The sequence below is a fragment of the Streptosporangium sp. NPDC004379 genome (genome assembly GCF_042873875.1).
Lineage (GTDB): Bacteria > Actinomycetota > Actinomycetes > Streptosporangiales > Streptosporangiaceae > Streptosporangium.
Window position 1 is genome coordinate 1 of record NZ_JBIAMC010000013.1, and the last position, 15,628, is coordinate 15,628.

At 73.0% G+C, this 15,628-nt stretch carries 14 protein-coding genes; 5 read left to right on the forward strand and 9 right to left on the reverse strand.

The window, feature by feature from the left end:
* Positions 1-598 precede the first annotated feature (598 nt).
* Positions 599-1,741 carry a TerC/Alx family metal homeostasis membrane protein gene (locus ACFYSC_RS25715; protein ID WP_389966522.1) on the forward strand — a complete coding sequence of 381 codons (1,143 nt, stop codon included), beginning with the start codon at positions 599-601 and terminating at the stop codon, positions 1,739-1,741.
* A 112-nt stretch (positions 1,742-1,853) separates the two neighbouring features.
* Here the strand turns inward: ACFYSC_RS25715 and ACFYSC_RS25720 are convergent, their stop codons facing one another.
* From ACFYSC_RS25720 to ACFYSC_RS25745, 6 genes are all read right to left on the reverse strand, one after another.
* A complete protein-coding gene (locus tag ACFYSC_RS25720; RefSeq protein WP_389966525.1) occupies positions 1,854-2,498 on the reverse strand; it encodes a bifunctional DNA primase/polymerase in 645 nt (214 codons plus the stop codon).
* Between the two features lie 260 nt (positions 2,499-2,758).
* The gene (gene hemB, locus ACFYSC_RS25725; RefSeq protein WP_389966528.1) at positions 2,759-3,745 is read right to left on the reverse strand and encodes a porphobilinogen synthase; all 987 of its coding nucleotides are present in this window, start codon (positions 3,743-3,745) and stop codon (positions 2,759-2,761) included.
* A gap of 138 nt (positions 3,746-3,883) precedes the next feature.
* Positions 3,884-5,464, reverse strand: coding sequence for a uroporphyrinogen-III synthase (locus tag ACFYSC_RS25730; protein WP_389966531.1), 1,581 nt, complete (start codon positions 5,462-5,464; stop codon positions 3,884-3,886).
* Positions 5,461-6,333, reverse strand: a complete 873-nt coding sequence (hemC, locus tag ACFYSC_RS25735) for a hydroxymethylbilane synthase (RefSeq protein ID WP_389966534.1) — start codon at positions 6,331-6,333, stop codon at positions 5,461-5,463. The genes ACFYSC_RS25730 and hemC overlap by 4 nt, the downstream gene beginning before the upstream one ends.
* A gap of 44 nt (positions 6,334-6,377) precedes the next feature.
* The gene (locus ACFYSC_RS25740) at positions 6,378-7,682 is read right to left on the reverse strand and encodes a glutamyl-tRNA reductase (protein ID WP_389966537.1); all 1,305 of its coding nucleotides are present in this window, start codon (positions 7,680-7,682) and stop codon (positions 6,378-6,380) included.
* Positions 7,683-7,788: 106 nt separating this feature from the next.
* Complete coding sequence (locus ACFYSC_RS25745; protein WP_362938818.1) at positions 7,789-8,496, reverse strand: redox-sensing transcriptional repressor Rex; 708 nt, start codon at positions 8,494-8,496, stop codon at positions 7,789-7,791.
* A 243-nt stretch (positions 8,497-8,739) separates the two neighbouring features.
* On the opposite strand from ACFYSC_RS25745, the gene ACFYSC_RS25750 reads away from it, so the two are divergent.
* Entirely contained in the window at positions 8,740-8,988 is a 249-nt protein-coding gene (locus ACFYSC_RS25750) for a glutaredoxin family protein (protein ID WP_389966541.1), read from the forward strand.
* A 48-nt stretch (positions 8,989-9,036) separates the two neighbouring features.
* On the opposite strand, the gene ACFYSC_RS25755 is transcribed toward ACFYSC_RS25750, so the two are convergent.
* Positions 9,037-10,713, reverse strand: a complete 1,677-nt coding sequence (locus ACFYSC_RS25755) for a hypothetical protein (RefSeq protein WP_389966544.1) — start codon at positions 10,711-10,713, stop codon at positions 9,037-9,039.
* A gap of 203 nt (positions 10,714-10,916) precedes the next feature.
* On the opposite strand from ACFYSC_RS25755, the gene ACFYSC_RS25760 reads away from it, so the two are divergent.
* The 3 genes from ACFYSC_RS25760 (at position 10,917) to ACFYSC_RS25770 (ending at position 13,573) form a co-directional block, all read left to right on the forward strand.
* Positions 10,917-11,558 carry a sigma-70 family RNA polymerase sigma factor gene (locus ACFYSC_RS25760; RefSeq protein ID WP_362938827.1) on the forward strand — a complete coding sequence of 214 codons (642 nt, stop codon included), beginning with the start codon at positions 10,917-10,919 and terminating at the stop codon, positions 11,556-11,558.
* 204 nt (positions 11,559-11,762) lie between these two features.
* Positions 11,763-12,506, forward strand: coding sequence for a DUF5667 domain-containing protein (locus ACFYSC_RS25765; RefSeq protein WP_389966547.1), 744 nt, complete (start codon positions 11,763-11,765; stop codon positions 12,504-12,506).
* A gap of 185 nt (positions 12,507-12,691) precedes the next feature.
* On the forward strand, positions 12,692-13,573 hold the full coding sequence (locus ACFYSC_RS25770; RefSeq protein WP_362938833.1) for an HAD-IB family hydrolase: 882 nt from the start codon (positions 12,692-12,694) through the stop codon (positions 13,571-13,573).
* Positions 13,574-13,745: 172 nt separating this feature from the next.
* On the opposite strand, the gene ACFYSC_RS25775 is transcribed toward ACFYSC_RS25770, so the two are convergent.
* Together ACFYSC_RS25775 and ACFYSC_RS25780 are read right to left on the reverse strand one after the other, a co-directional pair.
* The gene (locus tag ACFYSC_RS25775; protein WP_362938836.1) at positions 13,746-14,597 is read right to left on the reverse strand and encodes a lysophospholipid acyltransferase family protein; all 852 of its coding nucleotides are present in this window, start codon (positions 14,595-14,597) and stop codon (positions 13,746-13,748) included.
* Positions 14,594-15,619: an NAD-dependent epimerase/dehydratase family protein gene (locus ACFYSC_RS25780; protein ID WP_389966552.1), complete on the reverse strand. Its 1,026-nt coding sequence runs from the start codon at positions 15,617-15,619 to the stop codon at positions 14,594-14,596. Before ACFYSC_RS25780 ends, ACFYSC_RS25775 begins: the two co-directional genes overlap by 4 nt.
* Positions 15,620-15,628: the final 9 nt, after the last annotated feature.

Here is a 15,628-nt window from a genome sequence, read left to right on the forward strand (position 1 = left end):
GCTACGGCGGGTCATCCGTACGGCCGGGGCGGCCTTGGCGCGGAGGTGGGTGGGTGTTCCGGCCGGCTTCAAAACGCCAGAAACCATCGCGCCCGGGACCAGGCCGGAGGCCGGTCGGCACCGGACATCAGCCACAGCGCCGGCCGGAACACCCACCCACCGCAGCGCGAACCACCGACCAGCACGGCAAGCGGCGACCCGCCCAAGCCCGGAGGAACCGCCCCGCGACGCGAAAAGCCCCAGCCTGAAAGCACGCACCAACCGCCCGACCCGGCGACCACCGACCCGCCCGAACCCGCGGAAACACCCCGCAACGCGAAAAGCCCCAGCCGGAGCACGCACATCCGACCGGCACGGCGAGCAGCGACCCGCCCGAACCCGGGAAACGCCGGTGGACCCGCCCTCCACGTCACGATCCGCACAGGGACGTGCGCCGTCCCGGGTGGGTGCCCTACTCTGGGATGGCGAGGGGAGTACTTCCCAAGAGCCGACCCGGTCAGTACGGACGTCCCACGACGTCCCCGGGCGGTCGCCCGCGCGACGCGGGTGAAGGAGACCTCGAACGGCCAAGCGCGTTCGAGGAGGACCCATGCCCGTCATGCCCGCAGTACTCTCGATGCCCGTCGTCCACCCGCCACCCGTGGCGTCCACGGCGTTCGAGGCGTCCACCGCCACCCTGGCCCCGGCCTTCGGGGGATCCGCCGCGCTGCCGGCCACCGCCCTCGGAGCCTCCGGCACGCCGTCCGGTGCCGGTCAGCTCTCCGCGGGCCTCCAGACGATCGGCTCCCCGCAGCTGTGGGGGATCAGCGTCGCCGTCCTCGTGCTGCTGCTGGCGCTGGACTTCGTGCTGACCCGGCGCCCACACGAGGTGCGGATGCGCGAGGCCGTCGCCTGGTCCGTCTTCTACCTGGCGCTGCCGCTGCTCTTCGGGGTCTACCTCTGGATGGACTTCGGTTCCGGGCAGGCGGTGGAGTTCTTCACCGGCTACGTGGTGGAGAAGTCGCTGTCGGTGGACAACCTGTTCGTGTTCATGCTGCTGCTGGCCGCCTTCGCGGTCCCGGCCGCGCTGGCCCAGCGGGTCCTGCTGTACGGCATCATCGGCGCCCTGGTGCTACGCGCGATCTTCATCGCGCTCGGGGCGGCCGTCCTGCAGAGCGGCACGTGGGCGTTCCTGCTGTTCGGCGCGATCCTCATCCTCACCGCAGTGAAGATCATCAAGGAGGCGCTGAGCGACGAGGAACAGCACGTCGACGTCTCGTCGATGCGGGCGGTCCGCCTGGTGCGGCGTTTCATGCCGGTCACCGACGACTACCACGGCTCCCGGCTGGTCGTCCACCAGAACGGCCGCCGCGCCCTCACCCCGCTCGCACTGGCCATCGTGGCCGTCTTCGCCACCGACATCGTCTTCGCCGTCGACTCGGTGCCGGCGGTGTACGGCGTGACCGAGGACCCCTTCATCGTCTTCACCACCAACGCCTTCGCCCTGCTGGGCCTGCGGGCTCTCTACTTCGTGCTGCTGGGCGTCCTGGCGAAGCTGCGCCACCTCAACCACGGGCTCGGCGTCATCCTGGCCTTCATCGGGGTCAAGCTGGTCCTGCACTGGGCGCACGGCATCTGGACGTGGGTGCCGGAGGTGCCCACCCTGCTCTCGCTGGGGGTCATCATCGTGGTCCTGGCCGTCGTCACCCTCACCAGCGTCCACGCCAACCGCCGCGACGCCAGAGCCGACGCCTCGACATAGGCGCCGGACGCGGGGCCGTGGCGGGCGCGGAGGCGCACCGCCGCGGAACCGTGCGGAAGGTGAGGCCGTACGGACTGCGGGACCGTACAGGGGGAGGAACCGCGCGGGACCGTCAGTCGCAGACGACGTCCGCGAGGCGGTCCAGGACCTGGAGGGGATCGGGCAGCGGGCGGCCGTCCGGGGGACGCAGCCAGGAGGCGGCCCCGCCGTTCGGGAGGGTGGAGGGCGGGGCGAGGACGTAGCTGTCGCGGCAGTGCCAGCGCAGTCCGGGCATCTCGTCGATCGTCGAGGGACCGTAGTCGAGGGGGCAGGACCACCACTCGTCCTCGTCCTCGGCGACGTTGCGGGTGGCCACGAAGAAAAGGACCCGGTCGCCGTGGACGGCGACCGGGCCCGGGATGAATCCGCCGGACTCCATGGCGGTGAGGGCCGCGAGGCCCCCCGCGGCGGGTACGTCGAAGACGTCGAAGACCCGTCCCGTGGGCAGGATCACGTTCGCCTCGGGCTCGTGCCGCCACCAGTGGGACAGCTGGGCCGGGTCGGTGGTCGCCTGCATCTGCCAGGCCCGGGAGAGCGGGTGGGCGCCCGGGTCGGGACAGCCGACGCGGTCGCAGGAGCACGCGCGGGGCCCCGTGGGCATCGGCCGGGCGCCGGGACAGCTCGCCCAGCCCAGGGAGGCGTACTCCAGCACCGAGTTGACCGTCTGCTTCGGATGAGCACGTCGTTTACCGCGACGAGTCCGTGGTACCCCCACCATTGTGTCCTCCGTCTCCGCCATACTCGCACCCCCGGATGAGGACGTATCCGCATTCTGGTGAGCAAGAGAAGTCAGACAGCCAGGGTCTACACCACCTGGGACACATCCGCACCGGTTCTCGCACTCTAACGCACGCACCCCACGGCGAAGTGACAAACTCCCAGTTCTCACGGTGTGCCGCTGGTCTCACCCGGCGTCACGCCGCTCCCACCGGCCCCGCGGAGCCCGCGCGCCGTTTCCACCGGCCCCGCCGGCCGGTCTCACCGGAGCTTACGCGCCACTTCCGTCGCCCAGTAGGTGAGGATCGTGTCGGCCCCGGCCCGGCGGATCGCGGTCAGCGACTCCATGATGACGCGGTCGCGGTCGATCCAGCCGTTCGCCGCGGCGGCCTCGACCATGGCGTACTCGCCGCTGACCTGGTATGCCGCCACCGGCACGTCCACCATGTCGCGCACCTGGCGCAGGATGTCGAGATAGGCGAGGGCGGGCTTGACCATCACGGCGTCGGCGCCCTCGGCGAGGTCGAGCCGCGCCTCGCGCAGCGCCTCGCCGACCGGCCCGGCCGCGTCCTGCTGGTAGGCACTGCGGTCGCCGAACTGCGGCGCGCACTCGGCCGCGTCCCGGAACGGCCCGTAGAAGGCCGAGGCGTACTTCACCGAGTAGGCCATGATCGGGAGCTGCTGGAAGCCCTCGGCGTCGAGGGCCGCGCGGATCGCCGCGACCTGGCCGTCCATCATGCCGCTGGGCGCGATGAACTGCGACCCGGCGCGGGCCTGGGCCACCGCCGCGGCGGCGTAGCGCTCCAGGGTGGCGTCGTTGTCGACCTCGCCGTCGGCGGTCAGGATGCCGCAGTGCCCGTGGTCGGTGAACTCGTCCAGGCAGGTGTCGGTCATCACGACCATCGCGTCGCCGACCTCGGAGACCAGGTCGGCGACGGCCTTCTGGACGATCCCCTCGGGGTCGTCTGCCGCCGAGCCGCGGGCGTCCTTCACCGCGGGGATGCCGAAGAGGATGAGACCGCCGACGCCCGCCTCGGCCGCCTCGTGGGCCGCCTTCCGCAGCGAGTCGCGGGTGTGCTGGAACACCCCCGGCATCGAGGCGATCGGGTTCGGCCGGTCGATGCCCTCCTTGACGAACAGCGGCAGCACGAGCTCCGCCGGGTGCAGCCTGGTCCCCGCGACCATCCGCCGCATCGCCGGGGTACGGCGGAGCCGGCGGGGACGCGCGACCGGGAACTGGGCGGTCATGGATCCTCCCTCTCCCCGGCCGCAGGGATCGAGGAGCCGGGGGACGCGTGTGGGGTTTCAGCCCGCTGGAAGCTGGAAACGCGAAAGCCGCCGCAGGCGCCCCGGCCTGCGGGCGGCTTTCGCGGCACGGTTCCCAGTCTATTTGGCGCGGCGCCGGGCTCCCCTCCGGGTCTGGGAGGGCCTGCGGGGGACGTCTCCGGCCCCGACGGCGGCCTGCCGCTGCTTGGCGCCGTACTCGGCCAGCGCGGACGCCAGGGCCGACGTGGAGGGCCTGTCGGCCATGACGTCGACGCGCAGGCCGAACTCCTCGGCCGTCCTGGCGGTCTGCGGGCCGATCACCGCGATGACCGTGACGTTGTGCGGCTTGCCCGCGATGCCCACCAGGTTGCGCACGGTGCTCGACGAGGTGAACAGCACCGCGTCGAACCCGCCGCCCTTGATGGCCTCCCGGATCGGCGCGGGCGGCGGCGCCGCGCGGACGGTCCGGTAGGCGGTCACGTCGTCGCACTCCCAGCCGAGCTCGGTGAGCCCGGCCACCAGCGTCTCGGTGGCGATGTCGGCGCGGGGCAGCAGCACCCGGTTGATCGGGTCGAGCATGGAGTCGTACGGCGGCCACTCGGCGAGCAGGCCCTCCGAGGACTGCTCCCCGGACGGCACCAGGTCGGGCTTGACGCCGAACGCCACGAGCGCGGCGGCGGTGGCCTCGCCGACCGCCGCGACCTTGAGCCCGGCGAACGCGCGGGCGTCCAGGCCGTACTCCTCGAACTTCTCCCGCACCGCCTTGACCGCGTTGGCGCTGGTGAACGCCACCCACTCGTAGCGTCCGGTGACCAGGCCCTTGATCGCCCGGTCCATCTGCTGCGGGGTGCGCGGCGGCTCGACGGAGATCGTGGGGACCTCCTCGGGCACGGCGCCGTAGGAACGCAGCTGCTCGACCAGGGCGGCCGACTGCTCCTTGGTGCGCGGCACCAGGACCCGCCAGCCGAACAGCGGCTTGGTCTCGAACCACGACAGCCGGTCGCGCATGCCGACGGCCTCGCCGACCACGATCAGGGCGGGCTCGGTGACCCCGGCGTGCTTCAGGTCGGGGCCGATCCGGCCGAGGGTGCTCACCACGGTGTACTGCTCGGTGGTGGTGCCCGCGCCGCTGACCGCGACCGGGGTGGAGTCGGGGCGTCCCGCCGCGATGAGCGCCTTGGCGATCGGGACGGCCTCGGCGACGCCGTTGTAGATCACCAGGGTGCCGGCGCCGGCCGCGTGGGCGGACCAGTCCTCGACCTGGGTGGCGTCCACGACCCGGAACTCCGGCACCGACACCGCCGCGGGGATGCCCGCGTAGGTCAGCACCGCCGTGGCCGGGGGCACGCCCGGCACGATCTCGAAGTCCACCTCCGCCTTCGCGCAGGCCGCGACCTCGTCAGTGATCGAGGAGAAGAACATCGGGTCGCCGGCGCACAGGCGCACGGCGCGGCGGCCGTCCTTGGCCGCCGTGACGGCCCTCAGCGAGACGGCGCCCTCCTCGGCGGCGTCCACGACCTCGGTCTCCGGACGGCAGTGACGCAGCAGCGCGCCGTAGGCCTCCCGGTCGAGCACGACGAGGTCGGCCTTCGAGAGCAGGTCGGCGCCGCGGAGCGTGAGCAGGCCCTCGTCACCGGGGCCGGCGCCCACGAAGGCGACGAAGCCCGCGGGGCTCTCGAAGGCGGTACTTCCGGAGCTCAATGTGCTTGCTCCCCTATCAACGTGCCGGCCCCTTCGGCGATCATCTCGGAGGCGAGGTCGCGACCGAGGTTCACGGACGCCGAAGGGTCTCCGGCGGTGGACTTGCGCACCGCGCGGCTGCCGTCCACGGCGACGACAGCGGCGGTAAGAATGAGTTGTTCCCCCTGGTGGGCGGAGTACGCCCCCACCGGCGCGGCGCATCCCGCCTCCAGGGCGGCGAGGACGGTCCGCTCGGCGGTCACCGCGGCCCGGGTGGCGGCGTCGTCGAGCACGCCGAGGAGCTCGACGAGGTCGGCCCGGTCGGACCGGCACTCCACGGCCAGCGCGCCCTGCCCGGGCGCGGGGAGCATCTCCTCGGCCTCGAAGATCTGGGCGATCTCCGCCTCCCGGCCCAGCCGGCCGAGCCCGGCGGCGGCCAGCACGACGCCGTGCAGCTCACCGGAGGTCACCTTGGCGATCCGGGTGTCGGCGTTTCCCCTGATGGGGACGTACTCAAGGTCGGGGCGGAGCACCCGCAGCTGGGCGATCCTGCGGGGCGAGCCGGTGCCGATCTTCGCGCCGGGCGGGAGGTCGGCGAGCTTCGCCGTACCGACCAGCGCGTCCCGGGGGTCGTCGCGCGGCGGGATGGCGGCGATGGTCACCCGCGGGTCCTGGGTGGTCGGCAGGTCCTTGAGCGAGTGGACCGCGAAGTCGATCTCACCGTCGATCAGCTTGTCGCGCAGCGCGCTGACGAAGACGCCCGTCCCGCCGAGCTGGGTGAGGTTGGCCTTGGAGACGTCGCCGAAGGTGGTGACGCCGACGAGCTCGACGGAGCGGCCGGTCAGCGCGGTGAACCGGTCGGCGACCAGGCCCGACTGGGTCGTCGCCATGAGGCTACGACGCGTTCCCAGTCTGAGCGGGGAGGAAACGCCGCTCACCTGCCCACCTCCTTCTCGACATCGGCGCATCTCACTGCGGCGGGGACCTTCGGGTCCAGGTTGAACAGCTCGCGCAGCGCCTCGGCATAATGATCGCCCGCCGGGGACTGCGCGAGCTGCTTGACACGCACGGTGGGCTCGTGGAGCAGCTTGTCGACCACGCGCCGGATCGTCTGGGTGACCTCGTCCCTGGCCCGCCCGTCGAGCTCCGGGAGCCGGGAGACGAGCCGCCCGAGCTCCGCCTCGACCACGTCGGCGGCCTTGGTGCGCAGCGCGACCACGGTCGGTGTGACCCGCGAGGCCCGTTCGGCCGACAGGTAGGCCGCGACCTCCTCGGCGACGATCTCCCGCACGGAGACGATCGCCTCGGCGCGCCCGCCGTCGTCGGTGTCGGCGTCGGCGATGCCGTCCTGCATCGACTCCAGATCGACGAGGGTGACGCCGGGGAGGTCGCGCACCGCGGGGTCGACGTCCCGCGGCAGCGCGATGTCCAGCAGGAACATCTCCCTGGCCGGGACCATGTCGGCGGTGATGACCAGGTCGGTGGCGCCGGTGCACGAGATGACCAGGTCGGCGCGGTCCAGCTCGGCCGCCAGCTCGCCGAACTCGGCGGCCCGGCCGCCGACCGCCTGCGCCAGCCGTACGGCGCGCTCGTGGGTGCGGTTGACCACCACGATGTCGGTGACGCCCGCCCGCTGCAGGGTCGCGGCGGACAGGGAGCTCATCGAGCCGGCTCCGACGACCAGCGCGGTGCGGTCCCCGACCGGGCCGATCACCCGCTCCGCCAGGGTGAGGCCGACGCTCACCAGGGACGCGCCGGCCCGGTCGATGCCGGTCTCGGCGTGGGAGCGCTTGCCGACCCGGAGCGCCTGCTGGACGAGGTCGTTGAGCGTCGCGCCGAGCGTGCCCTCCTCCTGGGCGAGCCGCAGGGCCGAGCGGACCTGCCCGAGGATCTGGCCCTCGCCCAGGACCATCGAGTCGAGCCCGGCGGCGACCGAGAACAGGTGCTCGACGGCGCGGTCCTCGTAGTGCACGTACAGGTGGGCCGAGAGTTGGTCGAGGGGGACGCCGGAGTGGACGCCGAGCAGCTCGGACAGCCCGTTGACCGCGGCGTGGAACCGGTCGACGACGGCGTAGACCTCGACCCGGTTGCAACTGGAGACCACCATCGCCTCGGCCACGGCGGGGTCGCGCTGGACGTCGTGAAGCAGCTTCACCAGCGCGTCACCCGTGACCGACACCCGTTCGAGCAGGGCCATGGGAGCCGTGCGGTGGCTCAGACCGACGACGAGAACGCTCACCGGGTCCCGACCTCCTTCACCGGCCGGCGCCGGCCGGCCATGATGTCCGCGCCCGCCCGGGCGATGCCGTGCCTCCGGAGCCTGCCGGGCCTTCCGGGTCCGCCGCTCACAAGTCCACCGCCTCGGGCCACTCCTCGGCCATCGCGGGTCCCCCACTCATCCGATCCGTCTTGCGCTGCTCGTGGAACGCGAGGATCTGAAGTTCGATTGACAGGTCGACCTTACGGATATCGACGCCCTCGGGCACCGTGAGCACGACGGGGGCGAAGTTCAGGATGCTGGTGACCCCGGCGGCGATGACCCTGTCGGCCACCTGCTGTGCGGCCGTCGCCGGTGTCGCGAGCACCACGATCGACACTCCCCGCCGCCTGATGACGGTCTCCAGATCGTCGATGTGCTCCACATTCAATCCCGCGATGTGGTCGCCCACCACTTCGGGGTCGGCGTCGAAGAGGGCGGCGACCCGGAAGCCACGGGAAACGAACCCGCCGTAGTTGGCGAGCGCACGACCGAGGTTACCCACTCCGACGATGGCCACGGCCCAGTCCTGGGTGAGACCCAGCTCACGGGATATCTGGTAGATGAGGTACTCGACGTCGTAGCCGACCCCGCGGGTGCCGTAGGAGCCCAGGTGCGACAGGTCCTTGCGGAGCTTGGCGGAGTTCACCCCGGCCGCCGACGCGAGGTCCTCGGAGCTCACCGTGGCCAGGCCCCTCTCGGACATGCCGTTGAGGGCTCGCAGGTAGAGCGGCAGCCGGGCGACGGTCGCCTCGGGTATGCCGCGTTCGCGAGCGTGGGACGGACGGCGGATCACGTGCCGGAGCTCCAGGGGGACAGGCGACCGGCGCGGCCGGAACGCGGCGGATGACGAGGTGAGGCCACTGTCTTTCAGGTTAGTCCCTTTGTGAAGCGATGCACAAAGTGAAAGTTCACGCATCCGCGCTCGTGCGGCCCTGATGTCGTCGGTGTCCTGGGGCGTCCCGCGATGTCCGGGCTGGCGGCGGCCCGGGGCACGCCGCGCGCGGCACCGCCGTACGGCTCGGCTACGGTGACTGCCATGGCACCGCAGGACCACCGCATCACCCTGCTCGGCAAGCCCGGCTGTCACCTGTGTGACGACGCCCGGGCGGTGATCGAGCGGGTCGCCACGGAGCTGGGCGTCCCCTGGGAGGAGCGCGACATCACCGTCTCCGCCGAGGACCAGGCGAAGTACTGGGAGATGATCCCGGTGACCCTGGTCGACGGCGTGCAGCACGACTTCTGGCGCGTCGACGAGGCCAGGCTGCGCGCCGCGCTGGCCTCCTGAGACGCGGCCGGCCGCCAGAAGGACGCCGCGCCGGCCGTCGGCAGGACGTCAGAAGGACGTCGGCAGCGGGAGCACCTTGGCGGCGTTCACCCTGAGGTCGATCACGTTGGTGGCGAGCACCATGTTCTGGCGCTCGCTGACGAACCGCTCGACGTGCGGCTGGCGCTGGTGCTCGGCGTAGGCCACCTCGTCCCGGTAGATCTCGTAGACGATGCGCTGGAGCGGGGCCGACTTCACGGCGTGGCAGGCGTAGATCAGCGTGTCGGGCTCCGCGCCGCGGACGGCCTCGACCGTCTCCTCGGCCAGCCGGTCGAACATCTCACCGGTGCCGTCGATGAGGGTGAAGACGGTCAGCAGCCCGAAGACGTTCGGCGAGGGGCGTACGGTCCCGCCCGGCCGTCCGGCCGCCGCCCCGGAGTACACCGCGCCGGTCTCCGGTGGCCCGGCCACCCGGCTGTGGCCCCCCGGGACGCCCGGGACGCCCGGCAGGCCGGGAGACGACGCGTCGGGGCGGCCGTGCCGGGCCTGCTGAGCGCCGAACGCCTGGTCGGCCGCCATGGGCCGCAGCGGCGAGTCGGAGACGGCGAACTCGCCCGTGCTGGGGCCGGCGGGACGCCTGCCGTACTCGTTCAGCGGGATGTCGTACTCGCCGGTGGAGCCGGCCCGGTCGTCGTGCGGTCCGGCCTGCGGGTCGTACCCGCCCGCGCCGGGCGGCATGCCGTACTCGCCCGCCATGAACATGCCGGTGGCCGGGCCGCCGAACGGGTCGTCCCCGGCGGGCTGGGGCTGCGCCGACCGGCGTCTGCGGCCCCCGCCCTCGGGCTCCGGCTCGCCCGCCCGGTACTCGGCGACGAGGTCGCCGAGGCCGGAGCGGCGCGGGGGCTCCTCGGCGAGGGCGCGCCGCCCCGCGACCGGGACGTCCGCGGCCGTCCGACCCGCGACCGGGACGTCCGCGGCGGTCCGCCCGAGGGCCGCGCGGCGGCCCGCCGGCTCGCGCCCGCCGGAGCCGCCCGCCGGGGCGTCGTATCCGTCCTCGTCCTCGTCGTCGTCCTCGTACGGCGCGAGCGGGCGGAGCAGGCCGTACCAGATCGCGGCCGCGGCGACGCAGAGCAGCAACGCGGTGAACATCCCCGGTACGGCGAAGCTCATCGCCCCCACGAGGGCCAGGCCGGTCGGGCCCAGCACGAGGAGGGCGTGCATGTTGTCGGCGTCGTACTCGTCGCCGCCCCTCCACCGCCGCACCGCCACCGCGACCCCCGCCACCAGGACGAGCGCGGCCACGACGTGGACGGCCAGCAGCACGTAGGTCGGGGGCAGGCCCCAGTGGACGCCTCCGGCCGGGAGGGACTTGCCGAAGCTCTTCTCCTCCTCCACCCGGTCGACCGCCAGGATCACGGCGCCGACGATCGTGAACCCGGCGCCCACGAGCCATGAGGCGAATCTGAGGCCGGCCCCGCGCGCCAGCAGCTGGACGACCCCGACGGCCAGCCACAGCGGGGCCAGCAGAGAGCCGGTCAGCTGGTACGCGCGGAACGTGGCCGCCCCGAATCCCAGCAGGTGACCTGCGCCGATCACTCCGAGTGACACGCACAGCGCCGCCGTCGTGAGACTCCAGGCGATCGCCCATCCCGTGGGCTCGCTGCGGAACCGGCCGACGAGGGCGGCGGTGGCGACGGCCGCGAGGAGTGATCCGGCGAATGCGATGACAGCGACGAGGACTTCCATGGTGCCCCCATGCTGCCGGACATCGGCCCCCTACCGGTAGCCGGGCGGCCGAACGTCCGGACACCACGGCCGGATCGGCCCGGAGTACCGCGATATCAGATGACTACCGTAAGTCACGATTTTGTCGTTTGGATTGTGGAATCACCTGTTTGATTCCTAGAGTGAGCGGGCACGCCGCACCCTCTCCCCCACAGGGATACCGGATGCCAGACACGTGGCCGCTCGCCGGGCACCTCCCCACCGCCGTCGGAACGCTCCCCGTCCGCGGCGACGAGCCCGCCGCGCGCGCGGACGCCGTGGAGGAGCTCCGCGAGCTCGTGCTGCGCGCCAAGACCGGGGACACGGACGCGTTCGGCGCGCTCTACGACCGCTACCTCGACCTGGTGTACCGCTACGTCTACTTCCGGGTCGGCTCCCATCCGCTGGCGGAGGACCTCACCAGCGAGACCTTCCTCCGGGCGCTGCGCCGGATCACCGATTTCACCTGGCAGGGCCGTGACTTCGGGGCCTGGCTCGTGACCATCGCCAGGAACCTGATCGCCGACCACTTCAAGTCCGGCAGATACCGGCTGGAGGTCTCGACCGCCGAGGTGGTCGACACCCCGCTCGACGGCCCGCACATCCCGGAGAACGCCGTCGTCACCGCCATGGTCAGCGACCGGGTGCTCAGCGCGGTCCGCGACCTGGGGCCCGAGCAGCAGGAGTGCGTGGTGCTGCGGTTCCTGCACGGCATGTCGCTGGCGGAGACCGCGCTGATCATGGGGAAGAAGAGCGGGGCCATCAAGGCGCTGCAGTTCCGCGCGATCAGGGCCCTCGCCCGCGCGCTGCCGTCGGATCTCGGCTGAACCCGTGTGTGGCGGCGTGAGCCCCGCGAACCCGGCGGAACCCCATGGGGGGACCCCGCGAGCCCGCCGGGGCCCCTGAGGCCCCCGTGAGGCTTCGGCGAGGTCCCGCGAAGCCCGGTCCGTGCGGCGCGTAACCCGCCACGCCGGGCCGTCGTTAGGCAGATGACACGATGCGTCACGGATCTGGGGCGGCAGGGAGCGTTCATGGGTGAGTGGCTGCCCGGCATCTCGCGCGGGTCCCGGGCACGCGCCCGGAGCCACGTCACGAGGCTCGGCACCCGGATGGACGGCGTGCCCCGGCCGGAGTTCCGCGCCGGGCTGCGCGAGCGCCTGACGAACGCCGTCCGGGAGGACCCCGCCGGGACGGACCCCGCCCAGGAGGACCTCGCCGGGGCGGACGAACCCGCGGCGCCGGTCGTCCCGGCGCCCCGGGCCCGGCACCGCAGGCGCGGCCGGCGGGGCGTCCGGGTGCGGCGCCCGCGGCCCGGCCGGCTCTACCGGCTCGTGAGCGCGGGGCTGGTGACGGCGATGCTGGCGGCGGCCCTGGTCACCTACCGGTCGATGCCCGGGGAGACGCTCTACCCCCTCAAGCGGGCCGCCGAGAGCACGCTGTTCCACCTGAGCGCCGACGAGGCCGAGCGGGCCGACCGCTCCTTCGGCTACGCCGAGACCCGCGCCCACGAGGTCGAGGAGCTCCTCGGCTCCTCCCGGCGGGAGAAGCGCCTGATCCGGCAGACCCTCAAGGACATGGAGGACACGACCCGCTCGGCGGTCTCCTCCCTCACCCGGGTGCGCCGCCGCGACTCCCGCGAATCCCGCCAGCTCAAGCGCTTCGTCCAGAAGCAACGGAACCAGATCGAGGGCATGCTCCCCAGGCTGGACGTCGAGGAACAGCGCCGGGCCAACGGCTACCTCCACTACATCATCCAACTCGCTCCCCCCGGCTGACGGACCGGCGCGGGACCCGTCCGGAGCCGCCGCGGGGGCCGTCCGCCGGGCCGTGACCGGGCCCGCGGAGTGCCTGCGAAGAGTCGGCGGAGGGTCGGCGGAGGGCCGCCGGCCCGCCGCGCGTCGCCTCCCGGCCACGCGTTGTATACCGGTTTAACCCGCCTGCGCCGGTTAAGCTGAGGTCCATGAGGCGGCTACTACGAAACCGGGACGAGGCGGGGACGGCCGGAGAGGTGGCAGCCGGAGAGGTGGCGGCCGCGGCGGCGGTCGCGCTGCCGATGGTCGAGCCCGACCCGACCGCCGCCGCCTTCTTCGACGTGGACAACACGATGATGCGCGGCGCGTCCATTTACTACTTCGCCCGCGGCCTGGCCTCCCGCGGCCTGTTCACCACCCGCGACCTGCTGCGGTTCGCGTTCGGCCAGACGGTCTTCCGGGTCCGCGGCGGCGAGAACCCCGAGCACATCGCCGAGGCCAGGGAGGCCGCGCTGGCGTTCGTGGCGGGCAACAAGGTCGAGGACATCGTCCAGCTGGGCGAGGAGATCTACGACGAGGTGATGGCCGACCGCATCTGGGCCGGCACCCGGGCCCTGGCCCAGAGCCACCTCGACGCCGGCCAGCGGGTCTGGCTGGTCACCGCGACCCCGGTGGAGCTCGCCCGGGTCATCGCCCAGCGCCTCGGCCTGACCGGCGCCCTCGGCACCGTGGCGGAGACCAGCGACGGCGTCTACACCGGCCGCCTGGTCGGCGACCTGCTCCACGGCCCGGCCAAGGCGGAGGCCGTGCGCGCGCTGGCCCGCCGGGAGGGCCTCGACCTGAGCCGCTGCTCGGCCTACAGCGACTCGGCCAACGACCTGCCGCTGCTGTCCATCGTCGGCAACGCCACCGCGATCAACCCCGACGCCGAGCTACGCGACCACGCCCGGCAGAACCAGTGGGCGATCAAGGACTTCCGCACCGGCCGCAAGGCCACCATGATCGGTCTGCCCATCGCCGCGGGCCTGGGGGCCCTGGCCGGCGGCGTGGCGGCCGCCATCGCGCTGCGCCGCCTCCACCGCGCCCGCTGACCCCCGTACGGGCCTCTGCGCGGGTCCCGTACGGGCCTCTGCGCGGGTCCCGTACGGGCCTCTGCGCGGGTCCCGTACGGGGCCGGTCCGCCCTTCGTACGGACCGGCCCCGTACGGCTTGGCCGTCCCGCCGGGCGGCCGGGGTCCGCCGGAGGTCTCCGGGGGGAGCGGGTCAGAAGAACGGCGGGAAGGCGTGGCCCCGCCGCAGCCGCAGTTCGTTGAGCTGCTGCTGGATGATCTCGCGGACCTGGTCGGTGAGGTGGAAGACCACCATGGGGTCGTCGGCGTCCGCGGGGTCGAACTCGTCGGTCCGGACCGGCTCGCCGAACCCGATCACCCACTTGGACGGCAGCGGCACCGCGCCGAGCGGCCCCAGCCACGGGAACAGCGGGGTGACGGGGAAGTACGGCAGGCCGAGGGCCCTGGCCAGCAGGCGCAGGTCGCCGATCTTGGGGTAGATCTCCTCCGCCCCCACGATCGCGCAGGGCACGATCGGCGTCTGGGCGCGGATGGCCGAGGCGACGAACCCTCCGCGGCCGAACCGCTGCAGCCGGTACCGCTCGGAGAACGGCTTGCCGACGCCCTTGAACCCCTCGGGGAAGACCCCGACCAGCTCTCCCTTGCGCAGCAGGCGGTCGACGTCCTCCCGGCAGGCCAGGGTGTGGCCGGACTTGCGGGCCAGGTGACCGAGCAGCGGGAGGCGGTAGACCAGGTCGGCGCCGAGGAGCCGGAGCGCGCGGCGGGCGGGGTGGTGGTCGTGCAGGGCCACCTGGAGCATGAGCCCGTCCAGCGGGATGGTGCCCGAGTGGTTGGCCACGACGAGGGCCCCGGAGCCGGCCGGCACGTGCTCCATGCCGGTGGTCTCGACGCGGAACCAGTCGCGGTACAGCGGGCGGATCAGCTCCAGCAGCACCTTGTCGGTGAGCTCGGGGTCGAAGCCGAACTCGTCGACCTCGTAGTCGCCCGTGACGCGGCGGCGCAGGAGGGCCAGCAGTTCGGCGACGCGCCGGTCGACGTCGCTCACCGGGTCGCCGCCCGGGTGAGCAGGTCCGTCACGGCCACGGGCAGGCCGCCGGCGATGTCGCGGGCCCGCAGGAAGTCGTCGAAGGCCGCGGCGGTCGAGAACGCCGGCCGCCAGCCGAGGGCCGCGGTCAGCGCGGCGGTGTCGACGACGCGGCCGTGGCGCATCAGGCGGAGCTGCTCGGGGGAGAAGTCGACCAGGCCGGCGCCCCGGGCGAGCTCACCCATGAGCTGGAAGGCCGGAGAGGGCACCGGGACCGCGACCAGCCCGGCCCGGCGGACGCACTGCGACAGCAGGAGCACGCCGTCCCCGGCCACGTTGAACGTGCCGGGATGGTCCTCGGTGGCCGTCCGCCTGAGCACCTCGACCGCGTCGTCCTCGTGGACGAACTGCAGCCGGGGGTCGAAGCCGAGCACCGTCGGCAGGACGGGCTGGGTGAAGTACCGGGTCAGCGGCGAGTCGACGCCGGGCCCCATGAAGTTGGCGAACCTGAGGGTGGTGACGGCCACGTCGCGGCGGCGCCGGACGAACCCGCGGACGTAGCCCTCGACCTCGCAGGCGTCCTTGGCGTAACCGTGCGCCGGCGGCTCGGCCGGCTCGGCGTCCTCGGTGAAGACCGCCGGATCCCGGGGAGAGGATCCGTAGACGGACGTGGTCGAGCGCACGACGAGACGGCGGACCGTGGCGGACCGTTGACAGGCACCGAGCAACTGCATGGTGCCGATGACGTTCTGCTCTTTCATGAGCGCCCGGCCGCCGCTCCGGGAGGGAGCGCTCACCAGACTCATGTGGACCACCGTGTCGACGTCGGCGCCCGCGATCACCTTGGCGATGTCGGGGCCGCGCGGATCCACGCGGACGAACTCCGTCCGGCCGAGGGGGACGCCGCCATCACCTGACAGCGAGGGCGGCGGCGCCGTGTCCACTCCGATGACCCGGTCGATCTCCGGGTCTGCCGCGAGAACGCTCGCCACCCGGGCGCCGATGTGGCGCGAGACCCCGGTGACGAGCACGGTGTGGGTCATCGACGCCTC